Annotated in this window: 19 protein-coding genes, 1 other RNA gene and 1 pseudogene; 10 read left to right on the top strand and 11 right to left on the bottom strand. The window is 38.1% G+C overall.

Annotated features, from left to right (window positions below):
* Window positions 1-109 precede the first annotated feature (109 nt).
* From ACHZEU_RS18045 to ACHZEU_RS18065, 5 genes are all read left to right on the top strand, one after another.
* Window positions 110-1,294 carry a phosphoglycerate kinase gene (locus ACHZEU_RS18045; RefSeq protein ID WP_404803598.1) on the top strand — a complete coding sequence of 395 codons (1,185 nt, stop codon included), beginning with the start codon at window positions 110-112 and terminating at the stop codon, window positions 1,292-1,294.
* 19 nt (window positions 1,295-1,313) lie between these two features.
* Window positions 1,314-2,075 (top strand): triose-phosphate isomerase, encoded by a 762-nt coding sequence (tpiA, locus tag ACHZEU_RS18050; protein WP_048390882.1) that lies wholly within the window; start codon window positions 1,314-1,316, stop codon window positions 2,073-2,075.
* On the top strand, window positions 2,068-3,609 hold the full coding sequence (gene gpmI / locus ACHZEU_RS18055; RefSeq protein ID WP_404803599.1) for a 2,3-bisphosphoglycerate-independent phosphoglycerate mutase: 1,542 nt from the start codon (window positions 2,068-2,070) through the stop codon (window positions 3,607-3,609). The genes tpiA and gpmI overlap by 8 nt, the downstream gene beginning before the upstream one ends.
* Window positions 3,610-3,611: 2 nt before the next feature.
* A complete protein-coding gene (gene eno, locus ACHZEU_RS18060) occupies window positions 3,612-4,904 on the top strand; it encodes a phosphopyruvate hydratase (protein WP_048390885.1) in 1,293 nt (430 codons plus the stop codon).
* Between the two features lie 310 nt (window positions 4,905-5,214).
* Window positions 5,215-5,745: a DUF6241 domain-containing protein gene (locus ACHZEU_RS18065; protein ID WP_048390887.1), complete on the top strand. Its 531-nt coding sequence runs from the start codon at window positions 5,215-5,217 to the stop codon at window positions 5,743-5,745.
* Window positions 5,746-6,161: 416 nt separating this feature from the next.
* Here ACHZEU_RS18065 and dltD read toward each other — a convergent pair whose 3' ends face one another.
* The 7 genes and pseudogenes from dltD to ACHZEU_RS18100 all read right to left on the bottom strand — a co-directional run bounded on the left by dltD (window position 6,162) and on the right by ACHZEU_RS18100 (window position 13,722).
* A complete protein-coding gene (gene dltD, locus ACHZEU_RS18070) occupies window positions 6,162-7,337 on the bottom strand; it encodes a D-alanyl-lipoteichoic acid biosynthesis protein DltD (protein ID WP_404803600.1) in 1,176 nt (391 codons plus the stop codon).
* Window positions 7,334-7,567: a D-alanine--poly(phosphoribitol) ligase subunit 2 gene (gene dltC, locus ACHZEU_RS18075; protein ID WP_016994756.1), complete on the bottom strand. Its 234-nt coding sequence runs from the start codon at window positions 7,565-7,567 to the stop codon at window positions 7,334-7,336. The genes dltD and dltC overlap by 4 nt, the downstream gene beginning before the upstream one ends.
* Window positions 7,568-7,609: 42 nt before the next feature.
* Window positions 7,610-8,773: a D-alanyl-lipoteichoic acid biosynthesis protein DltB gene (gene dltB, locus ACHZEU_RS18080; protein WP_404803601.1), complete on the bottom strand. Its 1,164-nt coding sequence runs from the start codon at window positions 8,771-8,773 to the stop codon at window positions 7,610-7,612.
* Window positions 8,770-10,245, bottom strand: coding sequence for a D-alanine--poly(phosphoribitol) ligase subunit DltA (gene dltA / locus ACHZEU_RS18085; protein WP_048390892.1), 1,476 nt, complete (start codon window positions 10,243-10,245; stop codon window positions 8,770-8,772). The genes dltB and dltA overlap by 4 nt, the downstream gene beginning before the upstream one ends.
* Before the next feature lie 17 nt (window positions 10,246-10,262).
* A complete protein-coding gene (locus ACHZEU_RS18090; protein ID WP_004228095.1) occupies window positions 10,263-10,400 on the bottom strand; it encodes a teichoic acid D-Ala incorporation-associated protein DltX in 138 nt (45 codons plus the stop codon).
* Between the two features lie 219 nt (window positions 10,401-10,619).
* Window positions 10,620-12,326, bottom strand: a pseudogene (locus tag ACHZEU_RS18095) (alkaline phosphatase).
* A 148-nt stretch (window positions 12,327-12,474) separates the two neighbouring features.
* Window positions 12,475-13,722, bottom strand: a complete 1,248-nt coding sequence (locus ACHZEU_RS18100; protein WP_048390896.1) for a DUF5050 domain-containing protein — start codon at window positions 13,720-13,722, stop codon at window positions 12,475-12,477.
* 205 nt (window positions 13,723-13,927) lie between these two features.
* Between ACHZEU_RS18100 and secG the strand changes: the two genes are divergently transcribed.
* The 5 genes from secG (at window position 13,928) to ssrA (ending at window position 18,840) form a co-directional block, all read left to right on the top strand.
* The gene (gene secG / locus ACHZEU_RS18105) at window positions 13,928-14,155 is read left to right on the top strand and encodes a preprotein translocase subunit SecG (RefSeq protein WP_004228101.1); all 228 of its coding nucleotides are present in this window, start codon (window positions 13,928-13,930) and stop codon (window positions 14,153-14,155) included.
* Window positions 14,156-14,343: 188 nt separating this feature from the next.
* On the top strand, window positions 14,344-15,090 hold the full coding sequence (locus ACHZEU_RS18110; protein ID WP_404803602.1) for an alpha/beta hydrolase: 747 nt from the start codon (window positions 14,344-14,346) through the stop codon (window positions 15,088-15,090).
* 37 nt (window positions 15,091-15,127) lie between these two features.
* A complete protein-coding gene (gene rnr, locus ACHZEU_RS18115; protein WP_404803603.1) occupies window positions 15,128-17,602 on the top strand; it encodes a ribonuclease R in 2,475 nt (824 codons plus the stop codon).
* A 71-nt stretch (window positions 17,603-17,673) separates the two neighbouring features.
* The gene (smpB, locus tag ACHZEU_RS18120) at window positions 17,674-18,141 is read left to right on the top strand and encodes an SsrA-binding protein SmpB (protein WP_305193434.1); all 468 of its coding nucleotides are present in this window, start codon (window positions 17,674-17,676) and stop codon (window positions 18,139-18,141) included.
* Between the two features lie 343 nt (window positions 18,142-18,484).
* Window positions 18,485-18,840: a transfer-messenger RNA gene (ssrA, locus tag ACHZEU_RS18125) on the top strand.
* A 146-nt stretch (window positions 18,841-18,986) separates the two neighbouring features.
* Here ssrA and ACHZEU_RS18130 read toward each other — a convergent pair.
* The 4 genes from ACHZEU_RS18130 to ACHZEU_RS18145 all read right to left on the bottom strand — a co-directional run bounded on the left by ACHZEU_RS18130 (window position 18,987) and on the right by ACHZEU_RS18145 (window position 22,638).
* A complete protein-coding gene (locus ACHZEU_RS18130; protein ID WP_279496039.1) occupies window positions 18,987-20,150 on the bottom strand; it encodes a site-specific integrase in 1,164 nt (387 codons plus the stop codon).
* Between the two features lie 138 nt (window positions 20,151-20,288).
* Entirely contained in the window at window positions 20,289-21,407 is a 1,119-nt protein-coding gene (locus tag ACHZEU_RS18135) for a site-specific integrase (protein ID WP_279496037.1), read from the bottom strand.
* A 17-nt stretch (window positions 21,408-21,424) separates the two neighbouring features.
* The gene (locus ACHZEU_RS18140) at window positions 21,425-21,673 is read right to left on the bottom strand and encodes a helix-turn-helix domain-containing protein (RefSeq protein ID WP_101966571.1); all 249 of its coding nucleotides are present in this window, start codon (window positions 21,671-21,673) and stop codon (window positions 21,425-21,427) included.
* Between the two features lie 806 nt (window positions 21,674-22,479).
* Complete coding sequence (locus tag ACHZEU_RS18145; RefSeq protein ID WP_175423075.1) at window positions 22,480-22,638, bottom strand: hypothetical protein; 159 nt, start codon at window positions 22,636-22,638, stop codon at window positions 22,480-22,482.
* Window positions 22,639-22,842 lie beyond the last annotated feature (204 nt).

Raw genomic sequence — 22,842 nt, forward strand, 5'->3', positions numbered from 1 at the left:
GCTGAAAAAGTACCAAAATGACTATTCAATTTAGTAAGCATGGTGTAGAGCCAAGATGGGTAAAACACAAGGGTGTAAGACTAAAACAAACTTTGAAGGGAGTTTCTTCATGTTAAATAAGAAAACAATGAAAGATATTGATGTTAAGGGTCAACGCGTTTTTGTACGTGTAGATTTTAATGTACCAATGGCAGACGGTGCTATTACCGATGAGACGCGTATTCGTGCAGCTATTCCTACAATTGAGTATTTAGTAGAGCAGGGTGCTAAAGTTATTCTAGCTTCTCACTTAGGTCGTCCAAAAGGTGAAGTAAAAGAGGAAATGCGTTTAACGGCTGTTGGCATTCGCTTAGCGGAATTAATGGGCAAGCCTGTTACAAAGCTTGATGAATCCATTGGGCAAGCGGTGGAAGAAGCCGTTGCAAACATGCAAGATGGAGATATTCTACTGCTTGAAAATGTACGCTTCCATGCTGGTGAAGAGAAAAATGACCCAACATTAGCACAGCAATTTGCTCAGCTAGCAGATATTTATGTTAATGATGCTTTTGGTGCAGCCCACCGAGCTCATGCTTCTACAGAAGGAATTGCTAAGCATATTCCAGCTGTATCTGGATTCTTAATGCAAAAGGAATTAGATGTACTAGGTAAGGCATTGTCTAACCCTGAGCATCCGTTTACAGCCATTATTGGTGGTGCCAAAGTAAAAGATAAAATTGGTGTTATAGAAAGCCTATTAGAAAAAGTAGATCACTTAATTATCGGTGGTGGTTTATCCTTTACCTTTATTAAGGCACAAGGCCACGATATCGGTAAATCATTGCTAGAGGAAGATAAAATTGAGCTAGCAAAGTCCTTTATTGAGAAGGCAAAAGCAAAAGGTGTGCAATTACATATGCCAGTCGATGCTGTTGTGGCAAATGAATTTTCACAGGATGCTGAAACACAAATCGTTGATGTAGATGCTATTCCAGCTGATTGGATGGGTCTAGATATTGGACCTAAAACGGCTGCAAACTATGCAGAAGTTATCAAAAAATCTAAATTAATCATTTGGAATGGACCAATGGGTGTCTTTGAAATGGACAAATTTGCAAACGGCACAAAAACAGTTGCTGATGCAATGGCAACAACAGCTGGCTACACAGTAATCGGTGGCGGAGATTCAGCTGCTGCAGTTGAAAAATTTGAAGTAGCAGATAAGATGGATCACATTTCTACAGGTGGTGGTGCTTCCTTAGAATTAATGGAAGGCAAAGAGCTTCCAGGGATTGTAGCACTAAACGATAAATAAGCTAATCGGAGGCAAAATGATGCGTAAACCAATTATTGCAGGTAACTGGAAAATGTTTAAAACATTTGAAGAGGCTATTCAGTTTGTAGATGCTGTACAAGAAAAACTTCCTTCCAATGACAAAGTAGATGCTGTTATTTGCGCACCAGCTCTTTACCTACCTACACTTGTGCAAGTTGCTAGTGAGTCAGAGCTGGCAATTGGTGCACAAACTATGCACTATGAAAATGAAGGTGCTTTTACGGGTGAAATTAGTCCAGCACAGCTAGCAAGTGTGGATGTTGACTATGTCATTTTAGGACACTCTGAACGTCGCGAATACTACAATGAAACAGATGAAGCGATTAATAAGAAGGTAGCAGCAGCACTTGCACATACTATCGTACCTATTATTTGCTGTGGCGAAACACTAGAAGAACGTGAAGCAGGCACAACAGAGCAAAAAGTGGCTGGTCAAATTAAAGCGGCACTTGCTGGGTTTGAAGCACAGCAAGTTGAGCATATGGTCATTGCGTATGAACCGATTTGGGCGATTGGTACTGGTAAAACGGCTACGGCAGACGATGCAAATCAAGTATGCGGAGCGATTCGAGCAGTAGTAGAAGAGCTATATAATGCTGAAACTGCGAATGCCGTGCGCATTCAATATGGTGGCAGTGTTAAGCCTGATAACATTCAGGAGCTTTTATCCAAAGAACATATTGATGGTGCTTTAGTTGGTGGAGCAAGCTTACAACCAGAATCTTATTTAACATTATTGGAGGCGGCAGCAAATGCCTAAAAAGCCAGTAGCATTAATTATTTTAGATGGCTTTGCATTTCGAGATGAAACATTCGGGAATGCAGTAGCACAGGCCAATAAGCCAAATTTTGATCGATATTGGCATCAATTTCCTCATGCGACATTAACAGCAGCGGGAGAAGCCGTTGGATTACCTGAAGGACAGATGGGGAATTCTGAGGTGGGGCACTTAAATATCGGTGCAGGACGTATCGTCTATCAAAGCTTAACACGCTTAAATAAATCTATTCGTGATGGAGATTTCTTCACGAATCAAGCCTTTTTAGATGCAGTAGCACATGTGAAAGCTCATCAGTCAAAGCTACATGTTATGGGCTTATTATCAGACGGTGGTGTTCATAGTCATTATGAGCATATGTTTGCACTATTAAAGCTAGCTAAACAGCAAGGATTAGAGGAAGTTTATATACATGGCTTCTTAGATGGTCGTGATGTTGGTCCAACAACAGCATTAGACTATATCGAAGAAACGGAAAAGCAAATGGCTGAAATAGGCATAGGGCAATTTGCTTCTATTCATGGACGTTACTATGCAATGGATCGCGATAAACGTTGGGATCGTGTGGCACTGACTTACAATGTACTGGTGGATGGCGTCGGTCAAACAGCAGAAAGTGCTAAAAGTGGTGTAGCAGCATCCTATGAGCGTGAGGTAACAGATGAATTTGTCATCCCATTTAGCATTCAAGAGCATGGTGAGCCAGTAGCAACAATTGGCGATCATGATGCAGTGATTTTCTTTAACTTCCGTCCCGATCGTGCCATTCAGCTGTCAACAGTTTTTACAAATGGAGCATTCGATGGCTTTGCTATATCTGCAAATCATCCAAAGAATTTAAAATTTGTGTCCTTCACACACTATAGTGATGAAGTCAACGCTCAGGTTGCTTATGAAAATGACAACTTGAAAAATACAATTGGTGAAGTATTAGCGACGAATGGGAAAACACAGTTGCGGATTGCGGAAACTGAAAAATATCCACATGTTACATTCTTTATGAGTGGTGGACGTGAGGAAAAATTCCCTGGTGAGGAACGTATTTTAATTGCTTCTCCAAAGGTGGCGACATACGATTTAAAACCTGAAATGTCTGCCTATGAGGTGACAGAAGCCTTACTTGCAGAAATTGCGGCTGAAAAATTTGATGGCATTATTCTTAACTTTGCCAACCCTGATATGGTTGGTCATAGTGGAATGCTGGAGCCAACAATTAAAGCCATTGAAGCAGTAGATGAATGCTTAGGGAGAGTAGTAGACGCACTCCTTGCAAAAGGTGGCGCAGCTATTATTACAGCTGACCATGGCAACTCTGATGAAGTGTTAACTTTAGCAGGTGAGCCAATGACAGCTCATACAACAAATCCTGTTCCAGTAATTGTGACAAAACCAAATATAATGTTAAGAAATGGTGGTATTTTAGCCGATTTAGCGCCAACCATGTTAGAATTATTAGAGGTGTCACAGCCTACTGAAATGACAGGACAATCATTAATTGAAAAAGAGGAGAATTAATTATGCCATTTATTACACAAGTTTATGCGCGCGAAGTTTTAGACTCACGTGGGAACCCAACAGTAGAGGTTGAAGTATTTACAGAATCAGGCGCATTTGGCCGCGCAATCGTACCATCAGGTGCATCAACAGGTGAATACGAAGCGGTAGAATTACGCGATGGTGACAAATCTCGTTACCTAGGCAAAGGTGTATTAAAAGCAGTTGAAAATGTAAACACAATTATTGCGGAAGAATTAGAAGGTAACTATTCTGTTCTTGATCAAGTAGTCATCGACAAAGCTTTAATCGAGCTAGATGGCACAGAAAACAAAGGCAAGCTTGGTGCCAACGCAATTCTAGGTGTATCCATGGCAGTTGCACATGCTGCGGCAGATTATTTAGATGTACCTCTTTATCAATATCTTGGTGGGTTCAATTCTAAGCAATTACCAGTACCAATGATGAACATCCTAAACGGTGGTGCTCACGCTGATAACAATGTAGACATTCAGGAATTCATGGTTATGCCTGTTGGTGCAGAATCATTCCGTCATGCATTACGTATTGGCGCTGAGATCTTCCATAGCCTAAAAGCTGTTCTAAAAGCAAAAGGCTACAACACAGCAGTAGGTGATGAAGGTGGTTTCGCACCAAACCTAGGCTCTAACGAAGAAGCAATTACAGTGATCTTAGAAGCGATTGAAAAAGCAGGCTACAAACCAGGTGACGAAGTGAAGCTTGCAATGGACGTAGCATCCTCTGAACTATTCAATAAAGAAGATGGCAAATACCACTTAGATGGTGAAGGTGTTGTCAAAACTTCTGAGGAAATGGTGGATTGGTACGAAGAGTTAACAAATAAATACCCAATCATTTCAATTGAAGATGGCTTAGACGAAAACGACTGGGCTGGACACAAGCTATTAACAGACCGTATCGGCAATCGCGTACAATTAGTAGGTGATGACCTATTTGTAACAAATACGAAAAAATTATCAGCAGGTATTGAGCAAGGCGTAGGAAATGCAATTCTGATCAAAGTAAACCAAATCGGTACGTTAACTGAAACATTTGAAGCGATCGAAATGGCGAAACGTGCAGGCTACACAGCGGTTATTTCTCACCGTTCTGGTGAATCAGAAGATGCGACAATTGCTGATATCGCTGTTGCAACAAATGCTGGTCAAATTAAAACAGGTGCTCCATCACGTACAGACCGTGTAGCTAAATACAACCAACTTCTTCGCATCGAAGATCAACTTGGTTCAACAGCAGAGTATCTTGGTTTAAATTCATTCTATAACTTAAAATAAGTATTTGATTGAAGAGAAAATACTTTGAATTTAGTAATACACAGCTTTTATATTTGAACCATGTTGTACATTTAGTCTTATGTATTGCTTCAACCTCTGATTTATAAGTGTGATAAACACTTGTAGATTGGGGGTTTTTTAGTTGCTTATCTAATTACAGAGTAAGCTTATTCAATTAGAACAACCGAAAGCGGTGGACATTAAGTATCTATTCATTGAAACCTATTACAACATTCTGTTATTATTTAACCTAATTAACTAATATCAACCATATTTACATAATGATAAAAAATTACTGAGGGGTAATAACATGAAGAGAAAAACCAAATCGGTTATTAGTATCATTGTAATATTAATTATTTTCGGTGGAGCATTTGGTTACATTAAATTCACTGAGCATATGAATAAATCTACTCCCGAGGAAGAAAAAACAATCGCTGGATATGTTGAAGTAACTTCTAAGGATGGAACTGTTCTAAAAAAAGAAAATGAATTATATCCAGATGACTTAATAGAACACAAAATGAACGAAACCATTCATAGTATGTCTCATCAGAAGGTTGAAGCGGAAATAAAATGGGGTCACGAGCAAATAACACAAGAAAAGGTTGACCGATTGTTAGCTATAGCCAAAGAAAGCAATTATAAATATAAAGAGCTTTACATTTCAATATTGGAAAGATGGTCGAAGGGTGATTTTTCAAATGCAGTTGACGACCACAATTCCATATGGGAAATGCAAGGCGGCGATGAAGAAGCTTCAGGGAAAGCAATTCGTCTATTAACTCCATCTGAAGAGCAAGCTTATATTCAACACAATTTAGAATATGACTTATATTGAATACCTTTTTGCGAAAGATAAATAGGCGAATTTCAAAAAATGCCTCAAAGTTAATTCAAACTTTGAGGCATTTTAACATATAAAAAAGATTAACGTGAAGCGGCATGTGCAGGCCAATACGGTGCAGGTTTCAACATCGTAGCGCAAGAGGTAAGGAAGCTTTCTAGTGAGACAGCTACAGCAACAGAACAAAATGTAACCTCCCTTAAAACGATCACGAGTAATATTCAAGCACTTATGGAAAGCATGGAGCAAATTGAAGCAGCCTCTAATGATCAGGCAGAGCAGGTTCAACAATTTAGTGAAGCTATTGAAAAACCTAAATGAGATAAGTGAGCAAATGGCGCTTTACATAAAAGGTCTCTTACGATAATAAGAAAAGACAGTCTACTAATATTAGACTGTCCTGACTATTGTTATGGCTGTGACCAATGCTGATCTAGTTCTTGATCGAGATAGACCCAGCCCTTCCAGGCAATATGAATCGTATCCATAATAAAGTAAGGATCATATTCATGATCTGAAAAATCAACATAGGCAACATTTGCATCCTTTAATACTTGCTCCATTTTATCGTAATATTTTTGACGACGTTCCTCAGGATAGCCGTTATAATCATACCAATAGCCATTAACTGGAATGGAGACGAATAGTGGTTTGGCACCTGCATCCTTTAAAACATCGATAACTAGTTGGAAATCCTCATATTCAGGAGAGTTTGTATAATCCTCTTTTTTTCGTATATCTTTAAACTTTGAAAATTTAGCATTTACAAGTCGCTGATAGGCGCGATCTTCAATCATATAGTCGTTGGATACACGCTTCTGCCCATATGCCTCTGCATGCTGCAATTGTTGCTCAAAGCTTTGATTGGCAATGAGCTTGTCATTACTTTTTAATGCATGACCTTTACGTGGGAAAAGGGAATAATATAAATCCTTCTTTTCTAGTAACTCCTTGTGGAAACGCCCCGCGACCATGGCCATACGTCCAGTAATTGGTTTTTCCTTGCCGTTAGACATTTGATATTGGTACATGGTCTTTAAGAGGCGATCTCGTTTGACAGTATCAAATTCAAGTAGGCGCTCCATAGCTCTTTTACGAAGGTTGGCATCCATCTCCTGATTAAAGGCTAAATCATAAGCATGTAACATGGAATAATTCGGTGAAAAGTGAAATTCACCCATGCCCTTCTCTGTAAACCACTGCGGGGAGATGATAAAGACCACTTTTTTATCCTTTAAATTCTTTTCTTGTGCTGCGAAATTCAAGAAGTGGGTAATGGACTGCATGCCTCCACGCCCAATCATAAATGTCGAATACGGAGCATCAGTTGCTCGCGTATAATTGTATGGATGGAACGGATCAAAACGGTTTAATTCCGAGGAGCCATAAAGTGGCATGGAACTAGGCTCCTGCAACATTCGCTCCTGTAAATATGTGCCCTGAAATACAAGTGGAGACATGTTCGTTTTGGCTTGCTCCACATCCTCATTGGATATCCATGCTTTAATCCAAGCATTAGGAAAAAAGACAAAGCCAGTAAAAAGAGCAAATGCAATAAATAAAGAAAGAAAGCCTTTTTTGATCATTGTCTTTCAGCTAATTTCCCTGCAATTCGATTAGGCGTATTCCATTCTTCACGATTGAAATCAGTAATAGGGACAGAAATATTAAAACGATTTTCAATTTCAACTAATAAATTAATTGTCCCAAACGAATCTAGTAAACCTTCTTCAAATAAATCAATATCTGGGTTTTCTACAATAATTTCATCTTCACATAACTCGACTAGCATTTCTAAAACTTGTTGTTGATCCATTAATAATTCTCCTTTAGTGAACAGGCTCTTACAGCCCTTTGTTTAAAATAATGTGCCAGAAAAAATATAAAAGCCGAAGCATACAGCATGAAACGTAATGATTACACCAATAGCATGCGTCCATTTATTTTTTGGCCAACGCTTATGCTTTTTATTCCAGCGTTCAAATTTATCAAAGCTGATAATCAATAGGGCATGATAGAGTCCATAGACCACAAAGTGCCATTCCAGACCATGCCAAATACCCATTAAAAAGAATAGTAAAAAGAAGCCTATATACGAAATAGCAAATTTATTTTTTAGCCATTTTTTCTTTGTCATCCAAAGGACAAAGCGCATATAGACATAATCCCTAAACCAGAAGGAAAGGCTCATATGCCAACGATTCCAAAAATCTTTAATATTGCGGCTGGCGAAAGGGCGATTAAAGTTAATCGGTGTATGGATACCCATTGTCCGGCTCACACCAACAGCAAATGCACTGTAGCCAGCGAAATCAAAGAATAAGTAAAAGCTATACATATACATATACGCTAGCTGTCCCTGAAAGGGTGTCAAATAGTTATACGTATGGTTAGGTAAATAAATAAGCGTGTAGTTGTAAATTAAATAAGCCAAAATAAACTTATATAAAAAGCCGACAAAAATATAGTTAATGCCACTCAATAGCAGCTTTTGGTAATCCTCCGAGGAAGGTACGGTATGAAAATCCTTTGTAAAACGACGCCAACGATCAATAGGTCCCGATGATACGGTAGGAAAGAATAATAAGAAATAGACTAGCTCTCCTACAGAAATTTTCTCTTTCATCAAGCCATCACGAGTTTCTAAAATCATTTGCACCGCTTTAAACGTAATGTAGGATACACCTAGGAAGCCAAATACATGATGTAACCCGAGAATCGGCAAAACCTTCACAAGAATCAGGGGTAATATGGATAAAAGCACTGCTATTATAAAAATGGTTCCGCTATTTTGCTGAAGTCGGTAACGCTGATAAGCCACAATAAGTACTACCTGAAAGACAGTAAATAATACGAGCGAGATGGTCCCATTCATTGAATGTCCGAAGATTAATGCTAAGACAATGACCGAAACAAAAAGATTATAACGTTTCGAAGATTTGCCTCGTAACCCTAGGAGGATAGTAGGTAGTAATAAAAGTCCGATGATCACAAAAAATGCTATATTTCCATAAGGCGTCATACTGTCTCCATAACCGCCAATCCTTTACGATCTATCTTACCATTTGGATTTAGTGGTAAAGCGTCCATATATTTAAACGTTTTCGGTATCATATAGGCAGGTAAGTACGCCGATAAAAGTGCCTTCAATTGCTTTGTCGTTTTGAAGGCTGCTCCTGTTAATGGCTCATGTAAAACAATATGGGCACTAAGAGAAATGATTTCCTTCTCTTTATAAACAGGTACAACAACACAACTTGAAACAGGTGGCAGGTTATTGATTTGTTTTTCAATCTCTTCAATCTCTAAACGATAGCCATGTAATTTCACTTGGAAATCCTTACGACCTGAAAAGAACAAATAACCATCCTGCTCATAGCCTATATCACCAGTTTGATAGATGCGATCGCCATCCACGATCGGGAAAGCCTTCGCTGTTAATTCAGGCGCTCCCAAATACCCTGCGCTAACGGTTGGCCCTGAAATAATAATTTCTCCATCTTCTGCTACAGAAACGTTTGGCTCCGTTATAGGGGCAATCGGTAATTGTTCGAAGCGTGCTACTAGCTCTTTCGTCACCTTTACATAGGATACAGCCACGGTTGTTTCTGTAGGACCATATAAATTATAAATTGTTGCCTGTGGAAAACGAAGCATTAACTCGTTACATACTGCTATCGGTAAAACCTCTCCGCAAAATAAAAAAGTATCTAATGCAGGCATGAGTTTTTGATCCCATTCTTTGTTCATCAAACACATCTTGGCAAAGGAAGGTGTAGAAGTCCATACACGAGTATTTGACATCGCTAATGAATCAAACAATGCTTTTGGATTAGCAATTTCTTGCTGTGTAATCGCATAAAGCGTGTGTCCACCAACAAGAGCTGGGTAGAGATCCATAACAGATAAATCAAAGGAATAAGGTGCTTGATTTAAAAATACGCCGTCTTGCTGTAAAGGGAAGTGCTCCTGCATCCACCTAACAAAGTGTGTTAGATTACTAGCTGTAATTTGTACCCCTTTTGGTTGACCTGTTGAACCAGAAGTGTAAATAATATAATGGATATCCTCATCTCGAACCCATGTTGCGGATGATAGGATCACGTCCTTTGAGGAGGCATCCAGAATATCATGCACTGCCATAACTGGCAGGTTCAACGGCATCTGTAATAGCTCTGTTGTCAATACTAAACCTGCCCCAGAAGCTTCTGTAATGAGCTGTAATCTTTCTGATGGTGTTGACGAATCAACAGGCACATATGGATGGCCAGCCTTTACAGCTCCGATAAACGCAACAATTTGTAGGGGGGACATATGTCCATAAATGACAATAGGCTGTTGTCTCCGCAACTTAAGCTTCATTAAATAATCGGCAAGACGATCTGATAAGTGCCAAAGCTCACTATAAGTTAAGGAGGCATTGTGTGTTTGATAAGCAGTTTTTTGTGGCTGCTGGAGGGCCACACGTTCAATAGCTGCCAAAATACTTAACATATTTTAATCTCCTTTATTTAAAATTCCGTATATATAAATGGTCCGGCGTTCATATCATGGAAGCCATGTATAAGAAACAACAGTACCAAAACAATCAAATAAAACAACGTGAAGCCAATAAAGCGTAGATACTCATTATTTTTGATGGATTGCATTTGTCCACCTCCAATGAAAAAAAGTATAGAATTAAACTTTCAAAAAATAGTAATTTACTAGTTAAAAATCCTTACCTTAGGTTTTTAACACTGATTTGACGGAATGTGGAGAAAAATGTTGCTGAATTAAGATGAATTCAGTAAATCATAAGATTAATTTAAGGTAAATTTAAGGTTTTGGGGGAATATATAGAGTTTACAAATTATTGGCTGGTTTACTTATGTAAAAAAAGCACGAACATAAGGGAWTWRYMKMMRSWKMKKTTTACGCGATGGTTCGTGCTTCTCGTCATTAATAACTTTTTTAGATACATAAAATTCAGAGCCATTGTAGACATTGATTGTATCAAATGTATGAGTCTTTGCCGTGTTTGTTGAAGTTTGTTCATAGATCATCGTGTTTTTATTGACTGGAATTTTCACTGTAACATCTGCTTTTTGTGCAATAAATGTTGGGTTTTCTTTATTCGATAAGTCAATTTTTGTTGTAAATCCTTTTTCCGTAAATGCCTTCGTTGCAGGCACATATAATTCATTTGTTAATGTGTTTAAGTCAAAGCCCATAAAGCGTGCCATTGTATGGGCTAAATCAGTGTTTTCTACTAATCCTGTCAATTTAGAAGGACCAAATGAATATAAGAATACATCTTCACCCGTATGGCCACCTGTTGTATAACCAATGTTTGCACGATTGGCTAGCATTTTTACCATTTCATTGCCTAAGTCTTTAGCAGACTGTAATGTTTTAAGCTCGTCCTCCGTTAATGAATCTAAGCCATAAAGAGCAGCGACCTCAACTAAATTCGAGCGATCTTCTTTTAGTTGGCTTAAAGCTCCTTCAATGGTCATTGTAGCTTTTTTTAACGGGTCGATGTACGCAGAGACTGGAATGCTGGAATAGGTACTAGTTGTATAAGCGTTCCCCATCGTAATGCCACTATTTCCATGATCAGTTACTGCGATGACTAAAGTATTACCATCTTCCTTCGCAAAATCAACCGCTTCTTTCACTGCATCATCGAATGATAAAATATCGCTAATGATACCAATAGTATCGTTGGCATGTGCAGCCCAGTCAACCTTACTACCTTCTACAAAGAGGAAGAAGCCATCCTCATCCTTTTTCAGCGTATTGATTGCTTTATTTGTCATTTCAGCAAGTGTAGGCTCAGATGCTCTTGTTTTAGCACGATCTAAATCATAAGCAAGTGCACTTGGCGCAAAGCTTCCCCAAATTTTTGAGGATTGACTGTTAAATAGCTCATCGCGCGTTTTAACGAGATCATAGTTTTTTTCATTCAAAACTTTGATTAAATCCTCGCCATCTTGACGAGCGTTTTTCGATGTGCCTGGTGATAGTGATTCCAGTCCACCACCTAAGACAACATCAATATTTTGATAAACCTGCTGCTCTGCTATATCCCCATATTGACTTCTATTGTTGACATGTGCAGAAAAACCAGCTGGTGTAGCATGTTGAATTTCGGAAGTAGAAATTAATCCAGTAGCCTTACCTTGCAGTTTAGCTCCTTCTAGCACATTGGCTACAGGTCGGAAGGCATCTTCCTTAGCGATTTGCGTTAATCCAGGGGAGTTGATCACAGAGGGCAGCACACCTATATATTTATCGTTCGATTTATGCCCAGTTGCTAATGCTGTCGCAGCAGGCGCGGAATCGGTAATGGCAGATTCAGCAGAATATGTGCGCATAGCACCCGATAAAATTTCATCCATTGCTAGGCTTTCACCTTTATACCAGCGAGAAAGGGTGACAGCATTATTACTGCTACCATCCATCACAAGCATAATGACATTTGTCGGTTTCTTTACTTCGGCTGCATGTACCTCTTGCTGTGGGATACTAACTGCGGATAAAGTCACTGCACTTGCTAAGAACAATGAAGTCCATTTTTTTGCGTATTTCATGATTTTCCTCCTTTAGGTGAATTCAATTGTAAGTGTAAAGGAATGGTGTAAAGCTAGCGTTAAAGGTTTGTTAATGGAATATGGTAATTATGTAAATATTGGGGAAGGAAAGAATCTGTGTAAAAGTCACACAGATTCTTTTGGGGCATTACAAATTTTCCTGATGTTGTGCGCCATCAATTGTTTCATAATATAAAATGTCTTCTTCAATGTACAAGTTGAGGACTTCATCTTCAAATAAGACTTCTTCGGAGCCGTCCTGGACATTAATTTTTGTTAAATAACCGGCATTGTCATAGTCACTGCAATAAATGAAATCATCATAAGTAGCTAAATAATAGCATGCCGTTTCTGTAATTTGATTGTTTTCATTTGTGTCTAAATTATAGGAATAGACCATATTATCATTGATACTATTATAATAAATCACATCATCCACAGTATTGGCATACCACATATCATGCATAAAATCATAATTGTTATTTGTAGCAGTAAAATAATTTTCATTTACCCATAAATGATCTTGGCTTAGTTTTTCATCACTGACTAAAAAGTATTCATAGGAAATCGCATAAGGCTCCGCTGAATCCACATCATTCCACGTTGTATCAAGATGATACCAATTGCCATCGATACTGACTAAATTCCAAGCATGCAGCTGATCCTCACTATAGCCATATACGTATTTAGCTTCTACATCCGATGCTAATAGTAGGCGATAAGCTAGTAGAGCATAGGCTTGACATACCGCAGTTTCCTCGTCTATCAGCTCAAAAACCGTTTGTCCCTCAGTAGAGCCTTGTTCTGTATAAGTGGCTAACTGTACGACCGTATCATTAATGATTTTAGCACGTTCAAAATCTGTCATATCTGTCGTAATATACTGGTCAGCAAAAGCCTCTACATATTGATCGACCTTTTGCTCCTTTTTGGCATCTGTTAAGTAATCAATCGACAACTCTACCAAATAGCCATCCTCGGTTTCCCAAGCCGTCCATTCATAAGTAAGAAAATAACCAGCTGTATAGGGATCAACGAAAGAAAGCAGGCTATTTAAGTCATTCAGCTGCACCTCAAAATCTTCGAAGTGTAGCTTCCCGGTATAAGGGACTTCAAAGTGCTGTTCAAACTTTGCTACTTGTTTTTCGACTTTTTTAGTGAATTGTAGTAAGGCAGGATCATCCTTAAATAATGAGGTTGAAAAAAGATCATTAGGTGAAAAAGAGGCAGATAACGCTTTACTTTCTGGCTTCTTCATATCATTCTCTGTTTCTTCTGCTAAGGTCGTAGTTGTTACATCCTCTTCCTCAAGAAGTAGGTCAATGGCCTTTGAGCATGCAGTAAGAAACGGAATCATGCAGCATAGCACAAGCAGCGCTGCTATTTTTTTATTCATTTTCCCACCCTCCAAAAAAATTCATTTTTGCCATTATAATTTAATTTATAGGGAGTGACATCCACAAATAGTAGCATAAGTCGACAAGGATGGAAGCATGAGGCGGAAAATTTCCAGCAAAACATAAAGCGAAGTTTGTCATCACAACCTTTTTTTGTTATAATGTAGTCTGTTGTGATGTTTCAAAGTTCGGGAGGTGCAGTGAATGCATACAGTAGTATTAGTTTCATTAGTTATCGTATCATTAGCGTTAATCGTTGTGGTATTACTTCAATCTAGTAAAAGTGCAGGCTTATCAGGTGCCATCTCGGGTGGAGCTGAGCAACTATTTGGAAAGCAAAAAGCACGTGGTATGGATTTAATCCTTCACCGTGCAACAATTGTGTTAGCTATAGTTTTCTTTTTATTAGCAATCGCTATTACAAAAATCTAATAGTTGAAGATATATCGCCTAACCGAATTGGTTGGGCGTTTTCTTTTATCATTGTTAAATGGTAAATTCTCTCTCTGGAGTAATAAATGAATGGTAATGCAATAACCAATGTCATCCGCTGGGCATCATTGAGATGACGAGAATGGGTATAGTATGTATAAGTGTTTTAGAATGAAGGAGTGCTTACAGTGAACAAATCATTATCACAGCCATTTTTCTTTCAGGCAGGACCACGTGCTGTTTTATTATTACACGGCTTCACAGGAAGCTCTGCAGACGTACGAATGCTTGGTAGATTTTTAGAGAAAAAAGGGTATACTACATTAGCACCTCACTATAAAGGTCACGGTGTGGAACCAGAAGAACTAATCACAACAGGTCCAGCAGACTGGTGGCAGGATGTTATTGCCGCCTACAAACAGTTACAGGATGCTGGCTATCAGGAAATAGCCGTTGCTGGCCTTTCATTAGGCGGTGTTATGGCATTAAACGTTGCATTAAATAATCCTGTTAAAGGAATTGTGACAATGTGTGCCCCTATGACAATGCGTACAACCGACGTTATGTTTGAGGGTGTCTTGAAATATGCAAGGGACTATAAAAAGTTCCAAGGGAAACAGGAAGAGCAAATTGAAGCTGAAGTTGCAAGCATTGCTGACAAAGGCATGCCATCTCTACAGCAGCTACGAGAATTTATAGCTCGCACTCGTCAAGAAATTGACATGATTTACGCGCCTATTTTCGTCGTACAAGCTACAAATGATGAAGTAATAGAGACAGAATCTGCCAACATTATATATAATCAAACTGAGTCACTTGAAAAGCACATCAAGTGGTATGAAAACTCAAAACATGTTATTACATTAGATCAAGAAAAAGATCAATTACATGAGGACATTTATCGCTTTTTAGAAAGACTAAATTGGGCACAATAATTATAAATAGGATTTTCTCATGAAGGAGGGAATATGTATGAAAGATCAAAAAGATACACTACAAAGTCGTTTACTCGATTTTTTCAGCAAAGATGATTATAAACCACTAACCGTCGGTGAAATCGAGGATGAATTCGGCTTTGAGGATGCGGAGGAGTTCAAGGAGCTTGTGAAAACACTTGTCCGCATGGAGGGGCAAGGCTTAGTTGTACGCTCTCGCTCCAATCGCTATGGCCTACCAGAGCGTATGAATTTACTAAGAGGTAAATTTATCGGACATGCGAAGGGCTTTGGCTTCGTGACACCTGATGTCGAGGGCATGGATGATGTGTTCATTCCGCCGCATGAAATTAACGGTGCCATTAACGGAGACATCGTTCTGATTCGTGTTTTAAAGGAATCATTTGGTGATCGACGTGAGGGTACGGTTACAAAGGTCGTTGAGCGCGGTCAAACAAGCTTTGTCGGCACATTTCAGGCTAACCGTGGCTTCGGCTTTGTTGTCCTAGACGATAAAAAGCTACCAATGGATATCTTTATTGCCAAAGGAGATACATTAGGAGCTGTCGATGGACATAAGGTTGTTGTTGAGGTAGCAACATGGCCAGAGGATTTAAAATCCGCTACAGGCTATATTACAAAAATTTTAGGGCATAAAAATGATCCAGGTGTGGACATTTTATCCATTTTATATAAGCATGACATTCCACCTGAATTCCCAGATGAAGTCATTGCTGCTGCACAGCGCGTGCCCGATGAAATTACCGAGGCCGATTTAGTAGGTCGTCGTGATTTACGTCATGAAACGATTGTGACAATTGATGGTGCAGATGCAAAGGATTTGGATGATGCTGTAACCGTAACCAAAAATGTAGATGGTACGTATAAGCTTGGCGTACATATTGCAGACGTAAGTTATTATGTAACACAAGGCTCAGTCATTGACATTGAAGCTTACGATCGTGCGACAAGTGTTTATTTAACAGACCGTGTCATTCCAATGATTCCACATCGTTTATCAAACGGCATTTGTTCATTAAATCCACAGGTTGATCGTTTAACACTATCCTGTGAAATGATTATTGATGCGAATGGTAATGTGGTTGCACACGAAATTTTCCAAAGTGTCATTAAAACGACTGAGCGTATGACGTATAAGGACGTTTACAAAATTTTAGAGGAGCAAGATGAGGCATTAATTGAACGCTATGAGCCACTTGTTCCAATGTTTAAAAACATGGCTGAGCTGTCTGGTATTTTACGCCGTAAACGCGAAATGCGAGGAGCTATTGACTTTGACTTCAAAGAATCTAAGGTGATCGTAAACGAAGAAGGATGGCCCGTTGATATTGAATTACGTGAACGAACAGTAGCGGAGAAATTAATTGAAGATTTCATGCTAGCTGCCAATGAAACAGTGGCAGAGCACTTCCACTGGATGAATGTACCGTTTCTATACCGTATTCACGAAGATCCAAAGCCTGAAAAGCTTCAACGCTTCTTTGAATTTGTCACGAATTTCGGGATTTTAATTAAGGGTACTGGTAATACCGTTCATCCTAAGGCATTACAGGATGTTTTGAAGGCAATTGAAGGTATGCCAGAGGAGCCTGTTATCTCAACGATGCTCCTACGTTCAATGCAGCAGGCGAAGTACTACCCAGAAAGTCTTGGACACTTTGGCTTATCAACGGATTTCTATACACACTTCACATCACCAATTCGTCGTTATCCTGACTTAGTTGTACACCGTTTAATTCGCACGTATTTAATTAACAAGGATACATCGAGAGAAACCATTGCACAGTGGAGTATGGCAATGGATGAAATTGCTGACCACACATCTGAGCGTGAACGTCGTGCTGTTGATGCAGAACGTGATACAGACGCACTGAAAAAAGCACAATATATGTCCGACAAAATTGGCGAAGAATTCGAAGGAATTGTTTCATCCATTACAAACTTCGGTATTTTCGTGGAGCTACCAAACACCATCGAAGGACTTGTCCATATTAGTAATATGACTGATGATTACTACCGCTTCGATGATCGTCAAATGATTATGATCGGGGAACGAACGAATCGCCAATTCCGTATTGGGGATGAAGTGACAGTTCGTGTGGCAAATGTCATTATTGAGGAGTCATCCATTGACTTTGAAATCGTTGGAATGGTAACTTCATATGGACGAACACGCAAAGCAGCACCAACTGTTATTCATGCACGTAAAAATTACAGCGATAACAAAGGTGGACGCAGTCGCCGAAGCACACGCAGTGATGAGGAAAAAGGCGGGCGTGGTGGCAATCGTAGAGGCGGTCGTCAAGAGGATGACCGTGGAACTCGTAGCTCATCATCAAAGCAAGGTGAACGACGTGAAAGTGACCGTGATCCACGTGGACGCCGCAAAGATGACTCAAGCCCAGGTCCTAAAAAACGCGTGAAGCAAAAGCAAAAGTTCTATGAGGGCATTGCCAAAAAAGGCAAAAAGAAAAAAACAAAACGTAAATAAGCCTAAGCGAAAGTATCCATTGAAAGGGTGCTTTCGCTTAAGCTCAACCTTTTAAGTAGAGGGTGAAAGATATGGCAAAAGGTTCTGGTAAAGTATTAGCACAAAACAAAAAAGCAGGCCACGACTACTTCATCGAAGAAACAATCGAAGCAGGCATGGTCCTAACAGGTACAGAAATCAAATCCATCCGTGCAGGCAAAGTTCAACTGAAAGACTCCTTTGTCCGCGTCCGCAATGGCGAAGCATGGATCAACAATATGCACGTTAGCGCCTTTGAACAAGGCAACCGCTTCAATCACGATCCACTACGCACCCGCAAGCTGCTGCTCCACAAAAAGCAAATCGGCGAGCTAGTCGGTGCCGTAAAACGTGACGGCTACACAATCGTTCCACTGAAAATGTACATCAAGGATGGCTACGCCAAGCTTCTAATCGGCATTGGTAAAGGGAAAAAAGACTACGACAAGCGCAGCGACATGCGCAAAAAAGAAGCCAAACGCGAGATGGAACGTGTCTTCAAAGCAAAAAATCAATATTAATAGATTTAGAGAAAGCTCACTGCGATAGCGGTGAGTTTTTTCGTTGTTGGGAGGGGCGAGCGAGTTTGGCGGATAGAATGGTGAAAGTAACGGATAGAGGTTGGAAAGTGGCGGATAGAGTAGCAAAAGTGATGGATAGCAGACTTAATCTGGCGGATAGTATTTATAGCTAAGCCAATTTTTTCTATTAAAGCGGTACACTTGAACTCTCTCTCATTTTGTTTTATAATATGTATTACTGATTGCCAGATTTCATGGAAGCGTACTTTTAAGCTCCCACCGTACTAGAAGCAATTCTAGCTCTTTGTTTGAACGAGGCCAAGCCGCTTCGCTTCATATTCAAGGGGACGTTACGGATTCGACAGGGATGGTTCAAGCTTTGGTCGCGCGTCGGAGGGCTCGGCTCCGTCATCAACGACAGTTATATAATAACTGGCAAACAACAAAACTTAGCTTTCGCAGCGTAAGCTCGTAAGCGCTCTGCCTCTCTATCGCCCATGTAGAGAACGTGGGGCCCAACTTTAGTGGGATACGGTCGATGGTGCCACCTGAGTCATCGGCAAGAGATTTCCAGGTTAGCGTACAGGACGCCTGTTTGTCGGCATAATGTTACGTGAATCGTAAATAGGCAAACTACACGCGTAGAAGCTGAAGTATTGGAGTCTTTGGACGCGGGTTCGACTCCCGCCGTCTCCATACATACGAAACAACATGATTTCAAACAGTGTCAAAACCCTTGGTATATCAAGGGTTTGGCGCTTTTTTTATTTCAAAAACTTTCAACTGATATCAAACGGTTTTGGGTCATTTTTGGGGTCAAACTAGGTCAAAATTGGGTCAAAGAATTAGCGTGCATTGATGTATGCATCAAACTTTTCAATTGTGCTAGCTTTGGTTTTCTTGGTTACATGCGTATAAATGTCCATTGTCGTTTTAACATCTGTATGTCCTAGCCTTTCCTGTACTTCTTTAATACTTGCACCCGCTTCAAATAATAGTGAGCAATGGGTATGGCGTAAACCATGTGTAGTAATAGGCTGAAGCTTATATTTATCAATTACTTTATGAAGCCACTTTTGCGTTTGAACAGGTTGGATGAAGCGGTTATGTTTATTGCTAAATACGAGTTGTTTTTTATTAGATGTATTAATGCCTTTTTCTAAATAAATCTTACTTTGCTGGAACTTCCATTTTAATAGTAAAGACATTGACGTTTCATCCATTTTAATTGTTCGCACTACACCATTTTTAGTTGTCTTCAGGTACAATTGACAATCCTTGCCGCGTGAAATCGCTTTGTTAATACGAATTTCACTTCTTTCAAAGTTGATATCATTCCACGTCAGTGCTAATAACTCGCCTTTACGCATACCTGAATAGCTCAATACATGAAATATTGTATAAACCATTAGATTATCTTGCTGTTCAAAGCTTTGAAGTAGTTTTATTAATTGTTCTCGTTCGTAAAAGTTTTCAAATTCTGCCTCATCTAAAACGATTTGCTTTCGCTTCTTAGGCATCTCAACCAATGTAAAAGGATTTTTATCAATGTAGACATGTTTAATCGCATAATCGAGAACTTTTGCAGCATAGGACTTAACCATGCGAAACCGCTTTAGCTTTTTAGCCCACTGATTTACATGCTTTTGGCAAGTTGCAATATCAATCTTGTCAACTTTATAAGTACCCATAGCAGGTAAAATGTGATTTTTAAAGATACCAATAGTTTTTACAAATGTACTTTCTTCAACGCTGTTTTCGTACTGCTCAACCCACATGTTATAAATATCTTGATAAGTTTCATATTGTTGTTTTTTATATGTGCCACTGTATACCTCGAGCTGTAACTGATTCATAGCATCTTGAGCTTCTTTACGTGATTTAAAACCACGTCGAGTAGTAGTTAAAGGCTTCCCAGTTAATGAATCTGTACCAAGGTAAAACTTAAACATAAAACGCTTTTCTCCATCTTTTAATGTGTACTCTTTGATTTGGGGATTTCTCGCCAAAGTAATTCCTCCTCTGTTCTGCTTACGGAGACAGAGTGTAAGGTGAGTAGTACCTTACATATTTATCATATTATTTATAGCGTTTAAAGACAAATTAGAGTTTGTAGAAAAATAAAAGAACAAGCTAAAAAACTTGTTCTAATAGTTCATATATTGAATAAAATTTTTAAATGCATTAGTCTTGATTTCATCCGTTTCGATAATATAAACATCTGAAGTAATATCTTTAAAGCTATGACCTAACCTTTTCTTTATTTCATATGGTGTTGCACCACTTATATAGTACATTGTTGCATGTGTACGTCTTAAATCATGGGGAGAAATCTTTTTGAGTTTATATTTTTCTTGGATATTATTGCACCAGTCCCAAGCCTTAGATGGATAAGTAATATTATTTTTCTTATCAGAAAATACAAGGCTATAGCTACTTAAATTATAATGCAAAACGGATTGAATTGTTTTCCACTCATTTAAAATTTCAAGTGTGCGATCATCAATCTTTAATAGTCTATGATCAGATGTTTTAGTGGAAGAAATTATTAGTTTCCCATTTTCATCATAGGTAACAGCTTTGTTTATTGTAATTTCCTTTTTATCAAAATTGATGTCACTCCATTGTAAGGCAAAACCTTCTCCACGCCTAATACCTGTATAGCATAGTAACCGTAAATATGCATATTTTTTTATATCTTCATTTTTAGTAGCTTCTAAAAACTCTATTAGTTCTTCACGGCTATAGTAGTCTTTGGTGGATTCTTTTTGCTTTTTAATGGGTGTCGTAACTGCCTTCATGGGATTTCGTTCAATAACATCTAATTTCATCGCATAATCAAATACTTTGGCTGCATAATGTTCGACTGTTTTGTGTTTTTTTAATTGATCATACCAAATGTATGCTGCATTTTCGCAATGTTTGTAAGTAATAGATTGAATTTTAATGTGACCTAAACAAGGCAGGATATGATCATGAAAAAGTTGTTTTGTTTTATGATATGTCGAAGGTTTAACGGATTTTCGATAAATTGATAACCATTCATTATAAATATCACTAAATGTCTTTTTTTCAGGGCGATAGCCTTCTTTAAATTTTATTTTAAGTCGTAAATATTCATTTGTTGCAGCTGTTATTGTTTTAAAACCACGTCGAGTAGTTTCAATTCGTTTACCGGTAGAAGTGGTTCCTAGATAAATCTTGAATTTATATCTTGTTTCCCCTGATACTAACTTATATGATTTAATTGCTTTTATTTTTGCCATAATAACTCCTCCGTTTGCTAGTAGCTATTTTTTTCTATAAATTTATCTAATTCGTGTTTATAGATTCGTTTAGTACCATCAATTTCAAATACTTTTAGCCCTTCACATTTAAATTTTTGAAAGGTGTTATACGAAACTCCTAAATATTCAGCCGCTTCTCTAATAGTTAGTAACTGTTTCTCAGGTTTGGATATTTGCTTAGTAATAGCTGTAATAATTTCATTTTTCAACTCTTCTAGATATTGTTTAAATTCTGGTTCTGTCATTTTGTTGGCTCCTTTGCTTTTTGTCTAAACAATATACCCGCCAGATTTTATTTTTTTAAGAGTAATTTTTATTTATTTCTTCTTTTATTTCTTTTGGTAGAAGTTGAAAAATTAAAGACAGTATGCTAAGATTTACAAAACCTAGTTTTAACAGAACTGAATACTTATCAAATGACCTCCTATTGCGCAAAAAGTTTGAATTAGGGGGTCATATTTATGAGACGCTTTTTCATTAAAAAAAATGAAACAAAACATATCTCTGATGAAATATGAGTCCTAATATTTTATAAGGGGCGTGTTTTCAAAGGAAAAAGACGTATAAAACATTGAGAACGAGCAAATAGATGAGGAATTATGTCTGTTATTTACCGATTAAACGATAAGACATTGGAAGATTTAATAATTAGATGAAGTACAATGTAATACTGAATATAAATTCTTTTATCAGTCTTAATAGCTGTATATAAAAACCTTAGTTTACTGTTTAATGCAGAAACTAAGGTTTTTCTAATGAAAAATTATCCATATTGTATAGAGGTGTATTTATAAATATGAAAAATTCAGGACTCTAGTGAGCTTAGAGTACGAGATATTCTCATACTTACTTCTTATATTGAAAATGATTTATCTGAAGATTATCAACATGATTAAGATGAATTGATAGTAAAATTTTATAGCATGAACAAGATGGTTCTTGGCTCTTGTGAAGCTCTCGATATACTTCCTTAAATATTGAATAACTTCTAGATTAATATTATTTATAAAAAAAAACCTTACCTATTTAGAAGGTAAGGAATGAATTTATTTTATTTGTCTTGTGCCAAATAAAAATTTTCTTTTGCTTGGTTATAGGCAGCTTCATTTTTCTTAATTAGTTTTTTGTTAGGTTGAACGGTCTTTGAAAAATTCAGATTAAGCTCCGGTTCTTTCATATGGGCTTCTAACGATTTTAAAAATCTTGTCATAAAAATCCCTCCGTTTGCCTTTCTTTACTAGTATTATATCTTTTTTTATAGGAAATAAACAGCAAATGATTTATCCATCAAATTCCATAGTATTTTTTATTAACAAATCGTAAAACACGGAAAGTAACTTTTCCCCATCAAATGGTTTTTTGCAGGTTTTACACATAAATAAAAAAGTGTGATAGTGATGTATCCCCACCATTG

The sequence above is a fragment of the Lysinibacillus sp. S1 genome (genome assembly GCF_044986265.1).
In the GTDB taxonomy this organism is placed as follows: Bacteria; Bacillota; Bacilli; order Bacillales_A; family Planococcaceae; genus Lysinibacillus; species Lysinibacillus capsici.

Bases quoted from the DNA above. Each gene is read 5' to 3' on its own strand.
- dltA (WP_048390892.1), bottom strand. From the start codon at position 10,245: ATGTTAAGTATTTTGGCAGCTATTGAACGTGTGGCCCTCCAGCAGCCA.
- secG (WP_004228101.1), top strand. From the start codon at position 13,928: ATGCATACAGTAGTATTAGTTTCATTAGTTATCGTATCATTAGCGTTA.
- dltB (WP_404803601.1), bottom strand. From the start codon at position 8,773: ATGACGCCTTATGGAAATATAGCATTTTTTGTGATCATCGGACTTTTA.
- dltC (WP_016994756.1), bottom strand. From the start codon at position 7,567: ATGGATCAACAACAAGTTTTAGAAATGCTAGTCGAGTTATGTGAAGAT.
- ACHZEU_RS18065 (WP_048390887.1), top strand. From the start codon at position 5,215: ATGAAGAGAAAAACCAAATCGGTTATTAGTATCATTGTAATATTAATT.
- ACHZEU_RS18145 (WP_175423075.1), bottom strand. From the start codon at position 22,638: ATGACAAGATTTTTAAAATCGTTAGAAGCCCATATGAAAGAACCGGAG.
- gpmI (WP_404803599.1), top strand. From the start codon at position 2,068: ATGCCTAAAAAGCCAGTAGCATTAATTATTTTAGATGGCTTTGCATTT.
- eno (WP_048390885.1), top strand. From the start codon at position 3,612: ATGCCATTTATTACACAAGTTTATGCGCGCGAAGTTTTAGACTCACGT.
- ACHZEU_RS18045 (WP_404803598.1), top strand. From the start codon at position 110: ATGTTAAATAAGAAAACAATGAAAGATATTGATGTTAAGGGTCAACGC.
- ACHZEU_RS18140 (WP_101966571.1), bottom strand. From the start codon at position 21,673: ATGACAGAACCAGAATTTAAACAATATCTAGAAGAGTTGAAAAATGAA.
- dltD (WP_404803600.1), bottom strand. From the start codon at position 7,337: ATGATCAAAAAAGGCTTTCTTTCTTTATTTATTGCATTTGCTCTTTTT.
- ACHZEU_RS18090 (WP_004228095.1), bottom strand. From the start codon at position 10,400: ATGCAATCCATCAAAAATAATGAGTATCTACGCTTTATTGGCTTCACG.
- smpB (WP_305193434.1), top strand. From the start codon at position 17,674: ATGGCAAAAGGTTCTGGTAAAGTATTAGCACAAAACAAAAAAGCAGGC.
- ACHZEU_RS18135 (WP_279496037.1), bottom strand. From the start codon at position 21,407: ATGGCAAAAATAAAAGCAATTAAATCATATAAGTTAGTATCAGGGGAA.
- ACHZEU_RS18100 (WP_048390896.1), bottom strand. From the start codon at position 13,722: ATGAATAAAAAAATAGCAGCGCTGCTTGTGCTATGCTGCATGATTCCG.
- rnr (WP_404803603.1), top strand. From the start codon at position 15,128: ATGAAAGATCAAAAAGATACACTACAAAGTCGTTTACTCGATTTTTTC.
- tpiA (WP_048390882.1), top strand. From the start codon at position 1,314: ATGCGTAAACCAATTATTGCAGGTAACTGGAAAATGTTTAAAACATTT.